Origin of the sequence: Tessaracoccus sp. OH4464_COT-324 (genome assembly GCF_003932855.1) — a bacterium.
Lineage (GTDB): Bacteria > Actinomycetota > Actinomycetes > Propionibacteriales > Propionibacteriaceae > Arachnia.
In genome coordinates this window covers 122,061-139,724 of sequence record NZ_RQYZ01000003.1, presented here as the reverse complement: position 1 = coordinate 139,724, position 17,664 = coordinate 122,061, and the positions used below count along the sequence as shown (strand labels likewise).

The following is a 17,664-nucleotide window of genomic DNA, read 5'->3' as shown; positions in this document are numbered from 1 at the left end:
GCTCGTCGGCGCTGCTACGGCCTGGACTGGTTGCTGCTGAAGTATTCGATGAGCGCGGGGTCAAGCTCGGGAACGGTGCGTGGGGTGGAGCCGTCGCGTAGCGATTCGGTGGCTTTGATGCCTGCTGCGACGGCGTACCAGGCTCCGAGCGGGGAGGTGTCGGTGGGCGCGTCCTCAACGACGAAGCGGAGGAATTCGTCGACGATGAGTTTGTCGGCGTCCGTGTGGCCCGCGCCGTGGAGGATCGGAAACTGCTCGTCACCGTCGGGATTGTAGGTGGTGCGTCTGTTCCAGATTCGGATGACTCCGCCCTCGTCGTCGCCGAAGTTTTCCAGGCGGCCCTCGGAGCCGATGACGGTGTAGTTGCGCCAGTAGTCGGGTGTGAAATGGCACTGCTGGTAGGAAGCGAGCACCCCGGAACTCATGCGCATCAGCATCATCGAGAGGTCTTCGACGTCGATCACCGGGTTGAGGCCGCGCTGGCTGAGCGGCGGCCAGTTATCCAGCGAGAACCAGTCGCGCATCAACTGGTCCTGGCGGTCGACACGTTCCTGGATCTGGCCGTAGATCTGGTTCTCGCCCATGCCCACCACTTCGGTGGTGTGTGCGTCGGCCAGCCAATGCATGACATCAATGTCGTGGGCGGCTTTCTGGAGGAGCAGGCCGTTGCTGTGTTCGCGGGAGGCGTGCCAGTCTTTGAAATAGAAGTCTCCGCCGGAGCCGACGAAGTGGCGGCACCAGATCGCTTTGGGCTCGCCGATTCTCCCGGCAGCGATGAGGCTGCGCATGCTGCGCACGAAGTTCATGTGCCGCATGTTGTGGCCGACGTAGAGCTTGGTTCCCGTGCGGTGGGCGGTGTTCAGGATTCGGGTGGCGTCTGCAAGGTGGATTGCGATGGGTTTTTCGAGGTAAACGGCGACGCCGGCTTCCAGCAGTTCGCAGGCGATCTCGGCGTGTGTGTCGTCGGGGGAGGTGACGAAGGCGACATCGATGCCGGCGCGGATCAGGTCGGTGGTGGTGCTGGTGATGGTCAGCTGCTCCGGGTCCTTGCGCAGCTGGTCGCGTACGCGCTGCCTGGCGAGCCTGTGCGGTTCGCAGGCGGCGACGATCTCAGCTGGGATTGAACTGGACTCGGTTTCCAAGGCGAGGCGGGCCCGGGCGCCGACCCCGACCACGCCCACTCGTAGCGGTTTCCCCGAGCCGGTTGGGCGGGCGAGCGTGGTGTGGACCCCGGCCCGAATGGCTTGGCGTACCAGTTCCAGTCCGGTCAGCCTCGGTGGGCGGTGCGGGCTGGCCCCAGAGGGCAGGGAAGACTCGCCGAACAGGTGTACGTCGGCTTCGAGCAGCGCGAGGTGCACGGCCCCGATGGTGGCTGCGGTGGCACCCAGCAGGCTGGTCTCCAGGGTGAGTGGTGGGGCGGCTGGTGTGCGGGTCCTGGCGAGGGCTTCGTTGATTGCGTCGATGGCAGGGGAGGCGTTCTCGCTCGGCACGCTCGCGATCACCCTCCCGGGGTCGACGACGACGCAGAGCGGGCCGATCGTCGCGGCCGCCATGCGGCCCCATGCGGTGAGGTCTTGCTCGCTCGGGTCGTAGCGCAGGCTGCTGAACACGTCGGTGATCTCGCCAGCGCTCCAGGAATGCCCCCTATGGATGGCGCCGTTCAGGATCAGGCCGGTATGGAATCCGCGGAAGAAATTGATATAGAGAATGTCTTCCGTCGGGGAGGCATTCTGCAGGGCGACCCGGGTTGCGAACTCTCCATATGCGGCGCTGTTTATGTCGTTTTCAGTCCGAACTGGGCAGTCGAACGACTGGGCGAGGCGGGCGCTGAGAGGAAAGCCGTTCCACTGCGGCGCCAGGTCGCTGCGCAGAACGCGTCCATCGGAGTCGACGATGCCCGTGGTGGAGACGCCCATCGCCAGCAGTCGGCCGTGCTCGACGGTGCAGCGGCCCAGCAGCGCGCGCAACTCGTCGGTCAGCTGGGAGAAGCGGCCCTCGCTGCCGAGCCCGGTGAGCGGTACGACGCGACTGGCGACAATCCGCCCGTCGAACCGGCAGGCGGTGATCGATGCTGAGGCATGCAGCACATCCACCGCGACAACCAGCCCTGGGGAGGGGCAAAAGCCGTAGTGGGTAGCAGGTCGACCGCCGCTGACGATTGAGGTGGTGGGCTCGACGAGCCCCAGTTCGGCCAGTTCGGCCAGCGCGGCAGCCGCAGTAGGGCGGGAGACGTCGCACAACCGGGCGAGTTCGGCTCTGGAGGCCTCTCCCTGACAGCGGAGTACGGTGACGACCTCTTGGGCGTGCTGCCCGCGCACGGTCTGCTGCTTTGTCTTCTTGGAGCGTTTCATCCTGATTCCACGTTTCCCACCTTAAGCAGCGCGCTTATGCAAGCGCCTTTCAAAAGGGTGGCGTTACGTAGGCAAAATAACACTATGACCACCGATTTTGTCAAATGTGAATGATTCGTCGGCTAGCGGTATTCTTCTTGGTATCACGTAAACGGTTGGGGCCATGGCGGCGTCCTTTCCTTGGGGGTGAATGTGGTGCTGAGAACGGATCTTGTTGCGGGGGCCTCGGTGTCCGGCGCGTTGGCTCCGGAGGGCATGGGCGGCGAAAGGCCGAAACGCGGATGGGCGAGGTTCGGGCATATGGCCATCGCCGTGGTGCTGCGGGTGTGTGGCCAGAACGGGCTTTGCGTCTTTGCTTTCCGTGATTCCGCAGTGGAGGGAGAATGGAGACTGCCCAGCGGGCTGCTGGAACAGGGGGAGACGCTGGAGATGGCCGTGCGGCGCAACCTGTCGTACCGGATGGATGTCGATTCGTTGGCCCACCTGGAGCAGTTGCAGACCTCCGGGATGCTGGACGTGGGCGTCGGGGAACGGATCTTCGCCACCTCCTACCTGGGCGTGGCGCCCTGGGCGGCCAGGGAGGAGCAGCTGCGCTCTGGAGGGGCCTGGCTCTCCGTGAATCATCTTCCCAAGATGGCGGGTGACCACGCCGAACTGGTGCAGAGCGCTGCGGACACCCTGCGGGCGAAGATTTCCCGTACCGAGCTGGGTCACGCGCTCGCGCCGAGCGAGTTCACTATTGCGCAGTTGCGTGACGCCTATGCAGCCGTGCTGGGCTACGAGGTTTCATCGACAAATTTGCAGCGGGTGCTGCAGCGGCGAGGCCAGCTAGAGACGACGGGCGCCATCGCGCGGCCCGGAGCCGAGGGGGGCCGTCCCGCGCGGCTCTACCGCTTCGTCTCTCAAGCGGCGATGGCGGGCGAGCTTTCGGGCGCACTGCTCAGCGCCTCCTGAGCGAAGCCCCGAGCTAGGGCCCCTGGGTCGGGTGTCAACTGGTGCCGCGAGACCGGTTCTGATCGAGGAGCGCCCCGCAGCTGGGGTGCGCTCGTAACGGGTTTCGTGGCATCTTTCTGTTCGCGCTGGATCTGCAGCGGCGCCCGGGGGCGGCTGGAGCGTGGGTTGGCGACATCGGGAATAAAACGCGCCGCAACAGGGTTGAGTTAGGTAGACTCAACTTTGTAGAACGTCAGAAGGAGTGCGATGAACACCGACAAGCTCACCACCAAGAGCCGTGACGCGGTGACCGCTGCCGTGAGGCAGGCGCTCACCAACGGCAACCCCAACACCGAGCCCCTGCACCTGTTGCACGGCCTCCTGCTCACCCCGGACAACACCGTCGGGGCGCTCATGGCCGAGTGCGGAGCCGACCCACAGGGCGTGAACGACGACGTCGCCGCCGCCATCAAACGGCTGCCCAGCGCGAGCGGCAGCTCCGTCGCGCAGCCGACGATGTCCGTTTCTCTCGCGCGAGTGCTGGCCTCAGCCGAGACCCTCGCGCAGGAGTTGGGGGACCAGTTCGTCGCCACCGAACACCTCCTCATCGCACTGGCCCGTGTCGACTCCGATGCGAAGAAGATCCTGGCGGCACGTGGCCTCTCCTCCCAAGGGCTCACCACCAAGTTCGACGAGTTGCGCGGCGGCAAGCGCGTCACCAGCGCAGAGTCGGAGGGCAGCGGGGAGTCCGTGCTGGAGAAATACTCCGTGGACCTCACCGAGCAGGCCCGGGAGGGCAAACTCGACCCGGTGATCGGCCGCGACCAGGAGATCCGCCGCGTGGTGCAGGTGCTGGCCCGGCGCACCAAGAACAACCCCGTCCTGATCGGCGAGCCCGGCGTCGGCAAGACTGCCGTCGTCGAGGGACTCGCCCAGCGCCTGGTGGCCGGCGACGTCCCCGACTCCCTCAAGGGTCGCAGGCTCGTCTCACTGGATCTGTCGTCAATGCTGGCCGGGGCCAAATATCGTGGCGAGTTCGAGGAGCGGCTGAAGGCCGTGCTCAACGAGATCCGCGACTCCGAGGGGCAGGTGGTCACCTTCATCGACGAACTCCACACCGTGATCGGCGCGGGCGCGGGCGGCGACTCGTCGATGGACGCCGGTAACATGCTCAAGCCGATGCTCGCGCGCGGCGAACTGCGCATGATTGGCGCCACCACGCTGGACGAATACCGCGAGCACATCGAGAAGGACCCGGCGTTCGAGCGGCGCTTCCAGCAGGTATACGTGGGCGAGCCGAGTGTGGAGGACACCGTCGCGATCCTGCGCGGCCTGCGCGAACGCTACGAGGCGCACCACAAGGTGCGCATCACCGATGGGGCGCTCGTCGCGGCCGCCCAGCTTTCCAACCGCTACATCACCTCCCGGCAGCTGCCCGACAAGGCCATCGATCTGATCGATGAGGCCGCCTCCCGGCTGCGCATGGAGATCGACTCCTCGCCGGAGGAGATCGACATGCTCCGCCGTGACGTGGATCGTATGACCATGCAGCGTTTGGCTCTGGCCAAGGAGGACGACGACGCATCCCGCGAGCGGCTGGCCGCGCTCGACGAGGAACTCGCCAACGTGCAGGAAGAGCTGCGGGAGCTGGAGAGCCGCTGGGCGGCGGAGAAGTCGGGGCTGAACCGGGTAGGCGATATCAAGGAAACGATTGACCAGCTGAGAGTCGCCGCTGACAAGGCGCAGCGCGAAGGGGACCTCGCGCGGGCGTCGCAGATCCTCTACGGCGAGATTCCCGCCGCTGAAAAGGAGCTGGCCGAGGCGGAACTCGGGGAACGCACGTCCTCGATGGTCTCCGAGGAGGTGTCCGACGAGGACATCGCCGAGGTGGTGGCCGCCTGGACCGGTATCCCGGTGGGCAAGCTGCTGCAGGGCGAGAGCGAGAAACTGCTGCAGATGGAGGAGCGCATCGGTGCTCGCCTTATCGGGCAGCGCGACGCGGTGCAGGCCGTCGCCGATGCCGTGCGCCGCTCGCGCGCCGGCATCTCCGACCCCAACCGCCCCACGGGCTCCTTCCTCTTCCTCGGGCCCACGGGCGTGGGCAAGACGGAGCTAGCCAAGTCGCTGGCAGAGTTCCTCTTCGACGACGAGACGGCGCTGGTGCGCATCGACATGAGCGAATATTCCGAGAAGCACTCGGTGGCCCGGCTCGTCGGCGCCCCGCCCGGCTACGTGGGCTACGAGGAAGGCGGCCAGCTGACGGAGGCGGTGCGTCGTCGGCCCTACTCGGTGGTGCTGTTGGACGAGGTGGAGAAGGCCCACCCGGACCTGTTCAACATCCTGTTGCAGGTGCTCGACGACGGGCGCCTCACCGACGGCCAGGGCCGGACGGTGGACTTCCGCAACACCATCCTCATCCTCACCTCCAACCTGGGCTCGCACGTGCTCGTCGACCTAATGAAGAGCGAGGAAGCGAAACGCAACGAGGTGATGGCCATCGTCCGGCAGGCGTTTAGGCCGGAGTTCCTGAACCGCCTCGACGACATCGTGCTGTTCCAGGCGCTCACCGCAGACGAGTTGACGCGTATCGTCGACATCCAGTTGGCGCGACTCAACAAGCGGCTGGCGCCGCGGCGAATCGTCGTGGAACTGACCGAGGACGCCAAGCGTTGGCTGGGCGAGAACGGGTTCGACCCGGTGTACGGTGCCCGACCGCTGCGTCGCCTCTTCCAAACCACGTTGGAAGATCAGCTGGCCCGGGGCCTGCTCTCCGGGGAGATCCGCGACGGCGAACAGCTCAAGGTTGGTGTGAACGAGTCGGGGAAACTGACCGTGGGGCTTCGCTAGGCTGGGTCCATGGCGAAGAATCCTGACTCCTGGCGTGAGGCGGCCCTCTACGGGGCCGCCTCCGTGCTCACTCTGGTAGAGCCGCGGAAGCTGCGCGGCTGGCAGCGTTGGGCTTACTGGGGCGTGCTGTCGGCGTTGAGCGGTGCGGCGGTGTGGGAAGCCACCCGCGTCGAGCGTGAGCGCATCGTCGGATCCGGCTCGGAGCCGGGCGACGCCGTGCTCACAGCGGGCGCGGTTGGGGCCACGCTAGCTCTGCGCAAGCCGGCTCTGGCCGTCGACGCGTGGCTGGCCGACGGGCTGGCCGCAGCGGGCTGCCGGTGGCCGCGGGCGGCTCTGGCGGTTGGCGTGGGGGCGCTGGGTGCCGTGTCGATGGTGTTGAGCCACAAGCTGGCGGGGCTCGACGCGTCAACGGGAGACGAGGGTATCGTCGAGGCGCGAGACCTGGAGCCCCGGGTGCGGCAGGTGGTGACCGAAATGCTCGCGAAGATCGACGGCTGGGGCGCGGAGGAACTGCGCGCCCAGCTTTCCGGCGCGCAGCAGTTCGGGAAAATTAGCGACGGCTTTGTCACCTTTCAGGTGGCCGACGACGGGCCGCGCACCCTAGCGCCGGACTACACCTTCCCGGTGCATGGCCTGAGCCCCGACGAGTCGGTGCGGGTAGAGCTCTGGGTGGAGGACGGGCTGATCGGCGGCCTGCAGATTATCGTGGACGATCCGGACGAGAACCCGATCATGCCCGATGACCTGCGCTATGTGGTTGGCTGAGCGGCTCCGCGAACAAATAACTATTTCTTCGATAGGCGGCGGCAGCCGTCGGAAAGGTTCGGCTAGTGGGCGTGGAGACTGTGCACTACCGGGAGCGCGACACGGTACTGAGAGAGCTCGGGCGATTGCTGGGCGACGGGGTGATCTCGTTCAGGGAGTACAGCGACTTGTGCCGCCGGGCAAACGCGGCCCGTTTGCAGCCGGAGCTGGCTGCGGTGCGCACAGCGATAGCGGAGCGCTCCGCAACCGATTCAGGCGCGGAGCAGCCGTCGGCGAGCGTTGAACTCGACGGTCCCGCGCCGGGACAGCAGGCCGCTGACTCCGGCCAGGGTGTCAAAAACGTCGCGCCCGAGGTGATCCAGCCCGTGGAGCCCGCAGTGAAGCCGCAGGCTATTCAACCGGCACCGACGTCGCGAACTGCTGTGCCGGCCATGGCCGAGCGCGGGGGAGGAACGTCGAAGCCAGCTCCTGCGGAACACCAGTTGAACCAGCGACTGGCTGGCTTCCCGCCACCGCCAGTCCCCCCAACCCCGAACCCCAGGGGAGTGGCGCAGCAATTCGCCAACGATAGAAAGCGGCGGGATAACTTCAACATCATCGGGGCCCTGGCGATCGTCTGGTTGCTCCTGTTCGTCCCCGCACTGTTCGACAGCAGCAAGAGCGGCGCTTTCCTCAGCATCCTGCTGTTCATCGCCGCTGCTGGGATCGGCGGGTTGGCGCTTAGGTCCGCCAAGGCGAAAAAGAAGAGCTTCCTTGCGCGGGACGGCGACAAAGCTGAGCTGTACGAGAACATCGACAGGCTGATCGCCGAGGGCAAGGAAAGCATCGCTCACAGCCGCTACCGTGCCTCATTCGGGGTGTCTTCCGAAGAAGCCGACCGCTACATCGAGAACGTCAAGCGGGAGATGGCCACGAAGGCAGCTGCGGAGAACCAACCCGCCTATGCCTCGCGGCCGGCACCCGTCGTCAATCAGGCGGCAGGGTTTGAGGAGGGCCTGCCCCCCATCCTGAGCGAGGAGCTGCGGAGACTGGCCCGCGGCGGACGCAAACTGGAGGCCATCCGTCGATACCGTGATGTGACCGGCTGCTCCCTCGTCGAAGCCAAGCATTTCGTCGAAAGCCTGTAGGGCCTGGTTCGCAGGTCGTACCGGGTTGCGGCGCCCGGATCGGGTCGTTCTTTCTCTGACGGTGGTGCCCTTGCTCCGGCAACACGCACGCAATAAGGCCTGACTGGCGCCGAGCCTGGACGCCCACAGGAATCTGGTGACGGGGGCTCCCTACCTGAGGTGGGGTCCACGTCGGTCGCGCCCGGACACCATCCGTGTGGCCGGGTGCGCTGGGATACGTTCCCCCCTCACTAGATCCAATCTGCGACCCGGGTCTCAGAGGTTCGCGGCAATGCGTTAGGTTAGCCTTGCCTAAATCAGGGAAGGAGAGGCGCATGACAGCGGCGGAAGAAACCCCCACCCTCAAAATCCACACCAGCTCAGCCAGCCCGCTCAAGAACTCGGTACTGCACACCCGGACGCTGATGATCGTCGCTGCGTGTGCGGTTGCCGGGGCGCTGATCAACGTTCCGCTCAACTACGTCAGCGTCGCGGCGGCCGTATCCCCCGGCGGCATCCTGGCGATGTGCGGCTTCATGGGGCTGTGGATCATCCCCTACCTGCTGCCGGGTGCCCTCACCCGCAAACCCGGAGCAATTCTCATCGCAGCACTCATCCTCGGGATCATCGGCACCTTCTCCACGCCAGCGGGCGTAGCCAGCATCATCGGCAACCTCCTCGGCGGAGCCCTGCTGGAGATCCCGCTGGCGCTGCTGCTGTACAAACACTGGAACTGGCTCGGCTACGGGCTGGCCGCCACCGTATTCGGCCTCTTCAACAGCCTGATGTATCCGAAGATGCTCTCGATAGAGGTGAGCACCGGACAGCTCGTGCTCTTCGCGGCGACCGCACTCGTCTCCTGCTACGCCGCAGTTGCCGTCACACTGCTCATCGTCCGCGCGCTGCGAAAGGCGGGCGTCGGCGTCACCGCCAGCTGAGCCATGCTGCGCACCACAGAACCGAGCGCTAAAGCCGAAGCGCCAACCAGCAGCCGAGTCGCCGAATGTGTCCAGGTCGGGGTGCGGCACGAGGGCCGGGAAGCCTGGCAGCCCCAATCCACCACCCTGAGCCTCGCCCCCGGCCGGCTCGTCGCCCTCATCGGACCCTCCGGGTGCGGAAAATCGTCGCTGACCCTCACCCTCAACGGCCTCGTCCCGCACTCCGTGCCCTCCGCCTACCGGGGAAGCGTGCTGGTTAAAGGGAAGGAGGTGGCCGACCAGGCCATCCACCAGCTGGCGACCACTGTGGCGATGGTGCTCCAAGACCCCGACGCGCAGATCATCACCACCAGTGTGCTCGACGAGGTCGCCTGGGGGCTCAGCAACCTCTGCCTGCCACCCGAGGAGATCCGCTCGCGCGCCCAAAAAGCCCTCACCCAGGTTGGCCTCCTCGGCGAAGCCACCCGCAACCCGTGGGAACTATCCGGCGGGCAGCGGCAGCGCCTCGTGCTGGCGTCCGCGCTGGCAATGCGCCCCGAACTGCTCGTCCTCGACGAGCCCACCGCCAACATCGACCCCGCCACCGGGGAGCAGCTGTATCGCATCCTGGCCGACGAGGCGCGCCGCGGCACCGCCGTCGTCGTGGTGGAACACAACCTCGACCCGATAATCGGCCACGTTGACGAGGTGATCGCTCTCGACGCCACCGGAGCCACGCTGACGCAGGGTCCGCCCGGCGACGTGCTGCACCGCCACCGCGACGCCCTCCTCGCCGCAGGAATCCAGCTGCCCACCTGCGTCCGGCTCGCCGACCGGATTCCTGAATTGCGCGGCGCCCTGACCCTGCAGGAAGGGGCCGCAGCCCTGGCCGGGCACCCCGAGGCGCGAGCCGTCCTCGCCGCGCACATCGCCGAACTCAGGCGTCCCACAGCCCACGCTCCGGGGCTCAGCGTCGCAGGTCTCCGCCTCCAGCTGGGCAGCGGGCCGGAGGCGACGAACGTCCTGGACGGGGTGGACTTCCACGCCCCCGCAGGTGCCCTGACCGCCGTCGTCGGCGTCAACGGCACCGGCAAATCAACCCTGCTGCGCAGCCTCTCCGGGCTCCACCCCGGCTCCCGCGCCGACACCTGCACCACCGCCACCGGCTCAATCCGGCTCACCGCCCCCGATCCGCGCGTCGGGCACGTATTCCAAAACCCGCAGCACCAGTTCCTGCACTCCACCCTGCGTGAGGAGCTCGCGCACTCCGGCCGGGTCAACTGCGCCCCCGCGCAGCAAGTTCAGGCCGAGGTAGCCGCTCTACTGAAGGAGCTGGGCCTGACCGGGATGCAGGAGCTGAGCCCCTTCCTGCTCTCCGGCGGGCAGCAGCGTCGCCTATCCGTCGCGACGGCGCTCAGCGAGGGGCGCGAGGTGCTGTGCCTCGACGAGCCCACGTTTGGGCAGGACGCCGAATCGACGAGGGTGCTCATGGAGCTGCTGGCGCGCACGGCCGCGCGGGGCACCACCATCATCATGGCAACCCACGATCTCGGCCTCGTACTGGAGCACGCGGCCCACGTGGTGGTGCTGCACGAGGGGCGCGTTCGGGCGGAGGGCCCGCCCTGCGAGGTGCTGCTCGACCCCGTCATCGCCGAGTGTGGCCTGACGCCCCCGCCCGTGCTGCGCCTCGCCGCGGCCGCCGTCGAGGGGATGCCCGACGAACCGCCCGCCACCGGCGCAACGAGCGCGCCCGACGAGCCGCAGAGCCAACCTGACCTGCCCGAGGCGCAACCCTCGCCCGTCGGCCCCCTGACGCTGTTCCTCAGCCTGCTGCCCGCGATGGTTCTGGTCGCCCTCACCGGGCGCCACGAGTTCTCTCTCACCTGCCTCATCCTCGCTTCAGTGTTCCTGCTGGCTCGGGGACGGGGTGGTCTCGCGCACCGCGCCGTGCTCGTCGCGGGCCTGTGGGCGGTGGCGGCGCTGCTCACCTGGTCGGCCATGGTGGCCTACCGGTTCGACCTCCACGGAGCGTCGCCGCCCGTGCGGATCGGCCCGTTCAGCGTCGACGAGGGGCAGTGGCTGGCCGGGATCAAAACGGGGCTGCGGATCTCCGCCCTGCTCGCGCTCGTCGTCGCCTCCGGCGCGCTCACGTCGCCGCAGGAGCTGTTGCGTTCCCTGACCCGCACGTTCCGGCTACCCGTGCGGATCGCGCATGCGGGCATGGCGGCGGTGGCCTTCCTGGAGCGGTTCCGTACCGAGCATCGCATCATCCGCCAGGCGCGACGAATGCGGGGATCGCGCGCCCCCGGCGTGCTGCGGCCTGTCGTGATCTGGGCGGGCTCCGTGACCCCGCTGCTGGTCAGCGCCATCCGCCACGCGGAGCGCGTCTCGATGGCGATGGATGCCCGGGCTTTTGGTGCGCACCGTCGCCGCACCGAACTCACCGAGGTGCGCTGGCGTCTCGCCGACTCGGCTCTCCTGCTGCTCCTCTGGGCCCTGACCCTCGCGCTGGCCCTCGTTCTGCACCACTTCGACCTGTTGGGAAGGATCGCTCTTGACTACACACACCACGGCTGAGACCACAGCCATACCGGAGGGGGCGCCGCGAACCATCTGGGATCTGATGAGGAGCGCGCAGCGCTCAATGATCCTCGGATTCTGCCTGGCTGCCGTCGGCGCCCTCTGCAAGGTGGTCCCGTACATCGCGCTCATCGAGATCGCCCGACGCCTCGTCGCGCAGGAACTCGCCCCCGGCCCGCTGTGGACGTGGGTGCTGGTCGCGGTCGCCGCGATGGTGGCGCACGCCCTCCTCTACGGCACCGCCCTCGGCAAGAACCACTTCGCCGAGGCCAGGCTGCGCGCCGAACTGCGCGGGCGTCTCGTCGACAAGCTCGCCCGCGTGAACCTGGGCTGGTTCACCGCCCGCAGCTCCGGGCAGATCCGCAAGGCAGTGGCCAAGGACACCGCCGAGATCCATGTGCTGGTGGCGCACCTCGCCGGCGACGTCGCCAACTCCATCGTCAGCATCCTGGCCTCGCTGGCCTACCTGTTCTGGCTCGACTGGCGCTTCGCGGCCATCATGCTGGGCGGCCTGATCCTGGTGGTGCTGTTGGTCCTCCTGCTCAGCGTCACCGGACTCTCCGACAGTATCCAGGCCTACACCCAGTCCCAGCGGGAGCTGGCCAGCAGCGTCGTGGAACTGGTGGACGGCATCAAGGAGGTCAAGAACTTCGGGATGACCAACCAGGTCTTCGGGCGGTTCGATCGGGCGCAGAAGAAGCACGCGTCCGTGTCGGTCGCGTGGCTGGAGAAGCAGGGCCTGGGCATGGCGCTCCTGGCCGCGGCCATGCAGCCCGTCGTGATCTTCGCCACCACAGTCGGGGTGGGGCTGCTGTTCACCCTCCAGGGCTGGCTGTCCCCGGTGACCGTCGTAGCGTTCGCACTGGTGTGCGTCGGGCTGCCGGAGGGGCTGCTCGCCATCGTCGGGATCTCCCAGGTCCTGTACACGGCGCAGGAGGCGGCCGCCAGCACACTGGCCATCCTGCAGGCCGCGGAGCTTCCCGAACCGGACACGTCCGCGACACCCGACCCCCAGGCCCCAGCCGTGGAGTTCCGCAACGTGTCATTCGCTTATGACAAGGGGGTGGATGTCATCAAGGAGCTGTCGCTCAGCTGCCCCGCGGGCACCGTGACGGCCCTCGTCGGCCCATCCGGTGGAGGAAAATCGACGGTGGCGAAGCTCGCCGCCCGCTTCTGGGACGTCAACGAGGGCGCGGTGCTGGTGGGCGGCCGCGACGTGCGGCAGACCACCTCCGCCGACCTCATGTCATCGCTCTCCCTTGTGTTCCAGGACGTCCAGCTCAGCCGCGACACGGTGCGCGCCAACATCGCACTCGGCAGGGCGGGGGCCACGGACGACGAGATCGTGCAGGCCGCCCGCGCCGCGTGCATCCACGAGCGCATCATGCAGCTGCCCGACGGCTACGACACCATCGTCGGGGAAGGCGCGCACCTGTCCGGGGGCGAAGCGCAGCGGCTCACCATCGCCCGCGCCTTCCTCGCGGCCGCACCCATCCTCATCCTCGACGAGGCGACCGCCCAGGCCGATGCCCACTCCGAGCGGCTGATCCAGCAGGCGATCAGCAACCTGGCCGAGGGCCGCACCGTCATCGTCATAGCCCACCGGCTCGGCACCATCCAAGGCGCCGACCAGATCGCGGTCATCGAGGAAGGCCGCCTGGCCGAATGCGGTCCCCACGACGAACTGCTCGCCCTGGGCGGGCGCTACGCGCGCATGTGGCGCAACCAGAGCCGGCCGATCGTCGAACAGGAGAACCAGCCATGCTGACAAGGATGCTTCGCTACCTGGATAAGCCGCAGGCGTTCTTCTGGCTGGTGGGCGGCTACGGTGTGGCCGCCGTGCTGCAAGGCCTGGCATTCATCGTCATAGTTCCGTTCCTGCGGGCCTTCCTCGGCGACTCACCCGCCTCGGCGCTGCCGTGGCTGTGGACGCTGCTCGGGCTCGCCGCGGGCGCCTTCCTGGCGCAGTTCCTGACCCTCGCGAACTCCCACCGGATCTCGGTGATGGACGTGTGCGGGGACCTGATCCACAAGATCGGCAAACGGGTGTCCAACCTGCCGCTGGGCTGGTTCCGCGCCTCCACACCGGGGGAGGTGGCGGCCCTCACTTCTTCGCAGGCCGACGTGTTGTCGCACCTCGGCTCGATCGTGCTGCCGAACCTGATGTCCGCGGCGCTCGTGCCGCTCACCGTGCTAGTTGGCCTGATCTTCGTGGACTGGCGGCTGGCGCTCGTGCTGGGCAGCGCCGTGCCCGTCACCTGGTGGTTGTGGCGCTGGGGGCGTCGGGTGCTGAAGACGGAGCAGGAGCGAGAACCTGCCCTCGCCTCCGCCAGCGCGGGCAGGCTCATCGAGTACGCGCAGTTGCAGCCCGTGCTGCGCGCCCGCGGGCTGCGCGGCCTGGACTGGGAGCCGCTGAACCGGACCCTCGTCGAGGAGAACGACGGCGTGACGGGCCTGCTCAAAGCCCAGGGACCGCCGCTGGGGGCCGCGACGGCAGCGGCCGAGACGCTGTTCGCAGCCCTGCTGTCTCTCGGGCTGTGGTTCATCCTGGAAGGTTCCCTCGACGTCGCCGTCTTCCTGGCGATCATGCTGCTGAGCACCCGGTTCACCACGCCGCTGGCGCAGGCTCTGCTCTACCAGGGGGAACTCCAGAAGGCAGACATCGCGCTCCAGGCGATGGGGAAGGTGCTCGACGAGCCGGAGATGGCCGCGGGCAGCGTCGAGCGGGAGCTGGACGGGCTGGACATCGTGTTCGAGGACGTGAGCTTCGGCTACGAGGCCGGCCTGCCGGTCCTGGAAGGGTTCTCGCTCACCGCGCCGCAAGGGCAGATCACGGCGCTCGTCGGCCCGTCGGGGTGTGGAAAGTCCACCTGCACCAGGCTGATCGCCCGGTTCTGGGACGTGGACCGTGGCCGGGTGACCGTCGGCGGCGTCGATGTGCGGGAACTCCCCACCGAGCAGCTGATGTCGCTCGTGTCGATGGTGTTCCAGGACGTGTACCTGTTTGACACCACGATCCTGGAGAACGTGCGCCTCGCCCGCCCGGAGGCCACCGACGAGGAGGTCGCCGTCGCGGTCAGTCGCGCCCGGCTGGATTCGGTGATCGAACGCCTCCCGGATGGGCTGGAGACCCGCGTGGGCGAGGGCGGCCTGCGGCTGTCCGGTGGGGAGCGGCAGCGGGTGTCCATCGCGCGCGCCTTCCTCAAGGACTCTCCCATTCTGCTGCTCGACGAGATCACCTCCGCGCTGGACGCGGAGAACGAGGCGGTGCTGAGCGAAACCCTCGCGGAACTCGCCGAAGGCCGCACCGTCGTCGTGATCGCCCACCGGCTGACGACGATCATGGGCGCCGACACCGTGGCGGTCCTCTCGGGCCGGGAACGCGGCGAGGCGACGCGCATCGTCGAGCTGGGCGCCCCGGCCGAGCTGGCGCGGGCGGGTGGCATGTTCGCTGGCCTGGTGGCCGACTCGCAGGCGGTTGGCCGCTGGCGGCTCGGCTGACCCGGCCGGTCCGCGCATCCACACCGGCGGGCGGTCCGGAGACCGCTCGGCCGGTGCGGGCGGGGCACGCCGCGTCGAGTTCGGCGGGGGACGCTCGACAGCTTGGCTAAGCTGTTCCTTGGCCGGGCTGGTTTCCGTCCTGCGGTTGAGAACTGGTTCCCCCGGTTCTCGTTTGTTGTTCGTGCGGCGACGGCCGCGCCGTCGGAAAGGCTTGACCGGTGGGCGAAGAAACGGTGCACTATCGGGACCGCGACGCAGTGTTGAGCGAGCTGGGGCGGCTGCTGGGCGACGACAAGATATCGTTCAGCGAGTACAGCGAGTTGTCCCGTCGGGCCAACGCCGCTCGGTTGCGCCCCGAGCTGGACGCGGTGCGGGCGACGATCTCGGGCATCGAGCCGGTTTCCGGGCCGCCATCGGTCGAGCCGGAGCCGTCGGATGCGCCGGGGCCGTCGTTCAGGATGGAGCCATCGTTTGGGACGGGACTGTCGGTTGAACCGGGGCCGCGTCTCGGCGTGGAGCCGCCGGTTGCGCCTGAGCCACCGCCTGATGTGGAGCCGTCGGCCGAGCCGCAGGCCGAGCTGGGCCCGGAAGCAGCGCCTTTCGACGAGCCCCCTGAGGAAGGCTTCAGCGTTCTCCAGTGGGAGGAACCCGAGGCCCCCGCGACGTCGCTATTCGAGGCGCCCGAGGAGCCACCCCAGCCGCCGCGAATCCGGCGCCGCTTTCCGCTGCCGGGCGAAGAGTTGCCTCCTGCGGAGGCTGAGCGTTCCAGGAAATATCGGAAACGAACAGCAAAGGTTCTCATTCCGTTCTTCGTCTTTGTATGGTCCCTCTCTCTTCTTGCCTCCACGATGGCGCAGGGCAAGCTGGCGGATCGCGTTATTTCCATTCTTGCCTTGGTCCTCATCTCGATAGGTTTTGTGGCTTACCTGGCGAATCGGTTCCAGCGATGGATAGTAGGCCGTGCCGGTAACGAGGGCGGAAAGCCGCTTTTCGAAACGATGGTGAAAAGGGTTTCCCAAGGCAGGGACGATAAAGCGGTTTTCCTGTATCGGGCTTCCTACGGGGTTTCCCGGCGAGAGGCCAACCGCTACGTCGCGAACCTGAGGCGATACCTGGCCGACATGGAAGCCGACGGCTAGGGCGGAAGCAGCAGCGGGGCAGCCCCGACGGCGGCGAGCGGCTACTCTTCCCCACATGAAAGTGCAGCTATCGACCGTCGTCGCGCCCTACGGCCCGGCAGGCTGTATTGAGCTAACCGAGGAGCAGGCCGCAGCCCTCAGCCCCGCGAAGCAGCCCCCCGTCGTCGTCACGGTGGGGGAGAGGAGCGCGCGGCTGCGAGTCTCGCGAATGAGCGGCGCGCCGTGCGTTTTCCTCAGCAAAGCCAGCCGGGCCGCGCTGGGAGTCGAGATCGGCGACGAGGTGACGGCCACCGTCGCGCTCGACGAGGAGAAGCGGATCGTCGTGCCCCCGGAGCCGATTCAGCTGCGGCTCGATGCCGACCCGAAACTGCGAGCGGCCTGGGAGAAACTCTCCTACAGCCACCAGCGGGAGTGGGCGATGGCAGTCGAGGGAGCCAAACGGGAGGAGACGAAGCAGCGCCGGGTGGCGCAGATGGCCAAGAATCTGCTGGGCGAAGACTGAGCAAAACCGAACCAAACCGCCAACGGATCATCGTGGGTTTCCGCTGGGCGAGATCATCACCCGACTGGCTCCGCAATCGGAAACCGGGACCACCGCATCCCGTCGGTGGCGGTCTGCCTCGCGTTGTTCGTGCTGGCGGTCTCCATGTCGGCGCCCGGATGTCGGGCGTCGGCCTCCCGTTTCCCGGACTGATTGGCCCTCAGGCGACGTCGGGCGGTGAACGCCAGGCGGGGGCGGCCCCGGGCGGTGACCGCGAGCACGTCGGGCGGCATGTGGGTTGGGCTGGCGGGTAGCATTAGTCCCGTGTCCAGCACCAGAACCGGAGTAAGCGGGCCGCTGCGGGACGAATCGGGGGTAGCCAAGTATCGTCATGAGGCGATCGCTGCCGTGCTGCGTGCTACCCCCGGCGTCGGGCTGACGGTCCTCGCCACGCGCCGCAAACGCGAGCCGTTTGCGGGGCAGTGGGCGCTGCTCAGCTCAGCAACGGAAGTCGAGGAGTCGCTCGACCAAGCCGTGCTGCGCCACCTGGGAACGCAGTTCGACGTGAATACGATCGGCCACCTGGAGCAGCTGGAAACTCGCAGCGCACCCGGCCGCGACCCGTTTGACCGAACCATCGCCACCGGCTACCTGGCCCTGATGGCCTGGGACGTCGATCCGCAGCTGCCGCCCGACGTGCACTGGCTACTGGTGGCCGAAGCATCCGAGATGGCTTTCGATCACGCTGAGGTGACGGCGTCCGCCGTGGAGCGGCTCCGTACAAAGCTGTCCTACACCAACATCGGTTTCGCGCTCGCCGCAGAGCAGTTCACCATTGCGCAACTGCGGGAGGCCTACGTCGCGGTGCTTGGCTACGACGTCGCCCCCACCAACCTGCAGCGCATTCTGCAGCGGCGCGGCCAGCTGGTCGCCACCGGGGAGACCGTCCCGCCCGGGGCGGAGGGCGGCCGACCGGCGAAGCTCAGGCGATTCACCTCCCGCGAGCTGATGGTGACCGACCCCTTCGTCGTGCTGAAGCCGTAG

13 protein-coding genes are annotated in these 17,664 nt (G+C 67.7%); 11 read left to right on the top strand and 2 right to left on the bottom strand.

Features of this window, described 5'->3' with window-relative positions; all coding sequences use genetic code 11:
- Positions 1-14: 14 nt before the first annotated feature.
- Positions 15-2,351, bottom strand: coding sequence for an ROK family protein (locus EII42_RS03405; RefSeq protein ID WP_125170714.1), 2,337 nt, complete (start codon positions 2,349-2,351; stop codon positions 15-17).
- Between the two features lie 195 nt (positions 2,352-2,546).
- Between EII42_RS03405 and EII42_RS03400 the strand changes: the two genes are divergently transcribed.
- The 10 genes from EII42_RS03400 to EII42_RS03355 all read left to right on the top strand — a co-directional run bounded on the left by EII42_RS03400 (position 2,547) and on the right by EII42_RS03355 (position 16,641).
- A complete protein-coding gene (locus tag EII42_RS03400) occupies positions 2,547-3,305 on the top strand; it encodes an NUDIX domain-containing protein (protein WP_199729787.1) in 759 nt (252 codons plus the stop codon).
- Positions 3,306-3,551: 246 nt separating this feature from the next.
- Positions 3,552-6,131 (top strand): ATP-dependent chaperone ClpB, encoded by a 2,580-nt coding sequence (gene clpB / locus EII42_RS03395; protein WP_125170713.1) that lies wholly within the window; start codon positions 3,552-3,554, stop codon positions 6,129-6,131.
- A 9-nt stretch (positions 6,132-6,140) separates the two neighbouring features.
- Positions 6,141-6,896, top strand: a complete 756-nt coding sequence (locus EII42_RS03390; RefSeq protein ID WP_125170712.1) for a hypothetical protein — start codon at positions 6,141-6,143, stop codon at positions 6,894-6,896.
- A 65-nt stretch (positions 6,897-6,961) separates the two neighbouring features.
- A complete protein-coding gene (locus EII42_RS03385) occupies positions 6,962-8,023 on the top strand; it encodes a hypothetical protein (protein ID WP_125170711.1) in 1,062 nt (353 codons plus the stop codon).
- Positions 8,024-8,337: 314 nt separating this feature from the next.
- Positions 8,338-8,940 carry an ECF transporter S component gene (locus tag EII42_RS03380; RefSeq protein WP_125170710.1) on the top strand — a complete coding sequence of 201 codons (603 nt, stop codon included), beginning with the start codon at positions 8,338-8,340 and terminating at the stop codon, positions 8,938-8,940.
- Between the two features lie 3 nt (positions 8,941-8,943).
- Complete coding sequence (locus EII42_RS03375) at positions 8,944-11,496, top strand: ATP-binding cassette domain-containing protein (protein WP_125170709.1); 2,553 nt, start codon at positions 8,944-8,946, stop codon at positions 11,494-11,496.
- Entirely contained in the window at positions 11,474-13,267 is a 1,794-nt protein-coding gene (locus tag EII42_RS03370; protein WP_125170708.1) for an ABC transporter ATP-binding protein, read from the top strand. The genes EII42_RS03375 and EII42_RS03370 overlap by 23 nt, the downstream gene beginning before the upstream one ends.
- Positions 13,261-15,000 (top strand): ABC transporter ATP-binding protein, encoded by a 1,740-nt coding sequence (locus EII42_RS03365; RefSeq protein WP_125170707.1) that lies wholly within the window; start codon positions 13,261-13,263, stop codon positions 14,998-15,000. Before EII42_RS03370 ends, EII42_RS03365 begins: the two co-directional genes overlap by 7 nt.
- Positions 15,001-15,218: 218 nt before the next feature.
- Positions 15,219-16,139: a DUF1707 domain-containing protein gene (locus EII42_RS03360; RefSeq protein WP_125170706.1), complete on the top strand. Its 921-nt coding sequence runs from the start codon at positions 15,219-15,221 to the stop codon at positions 16,137-16,139.
- 55 nt (positions 16,140-16,194) lie between these two features.
- Entirely contained in the window at positions 16,195-16,641 is a 447-nt protein-coding gene (locus EII42_RS03355; protein WP_125170705.1) for a YdeI/OmpD-associated family protein, read from the top strand.
- 56 nt (positions 16,642-16,697) lie between these two features.
- Here EII42_RS03355 and EII42_RS03350 read toward each other — a convergent pair whose 3' ends face one another.
- Positions 16,698-16,913: a hypothetical protein gene (locus EII42_RS03350; RefSeq protein WP_125170704.1), complete on the bottom strand. Its 216-nt coding sequence runs from the start codon at positions 16,911-16,913 to the stop codon at positions 16,698-16,700.
- A gap of 31 nt (positions 16,914-16,944) precedes the next feature.
- Between EII42_RS03350 and EII42_RS03345 the strand changes: the two genes are divergently transcribed.
- A complete protein-coding gene (locus EII42_RS03345) occupies positions 16,945-17,664 on the top strand; it encodes an NUDIX domain-containing protein (protein ID WP_199729786.1) in 720 nt (239 codons plus the stop codon).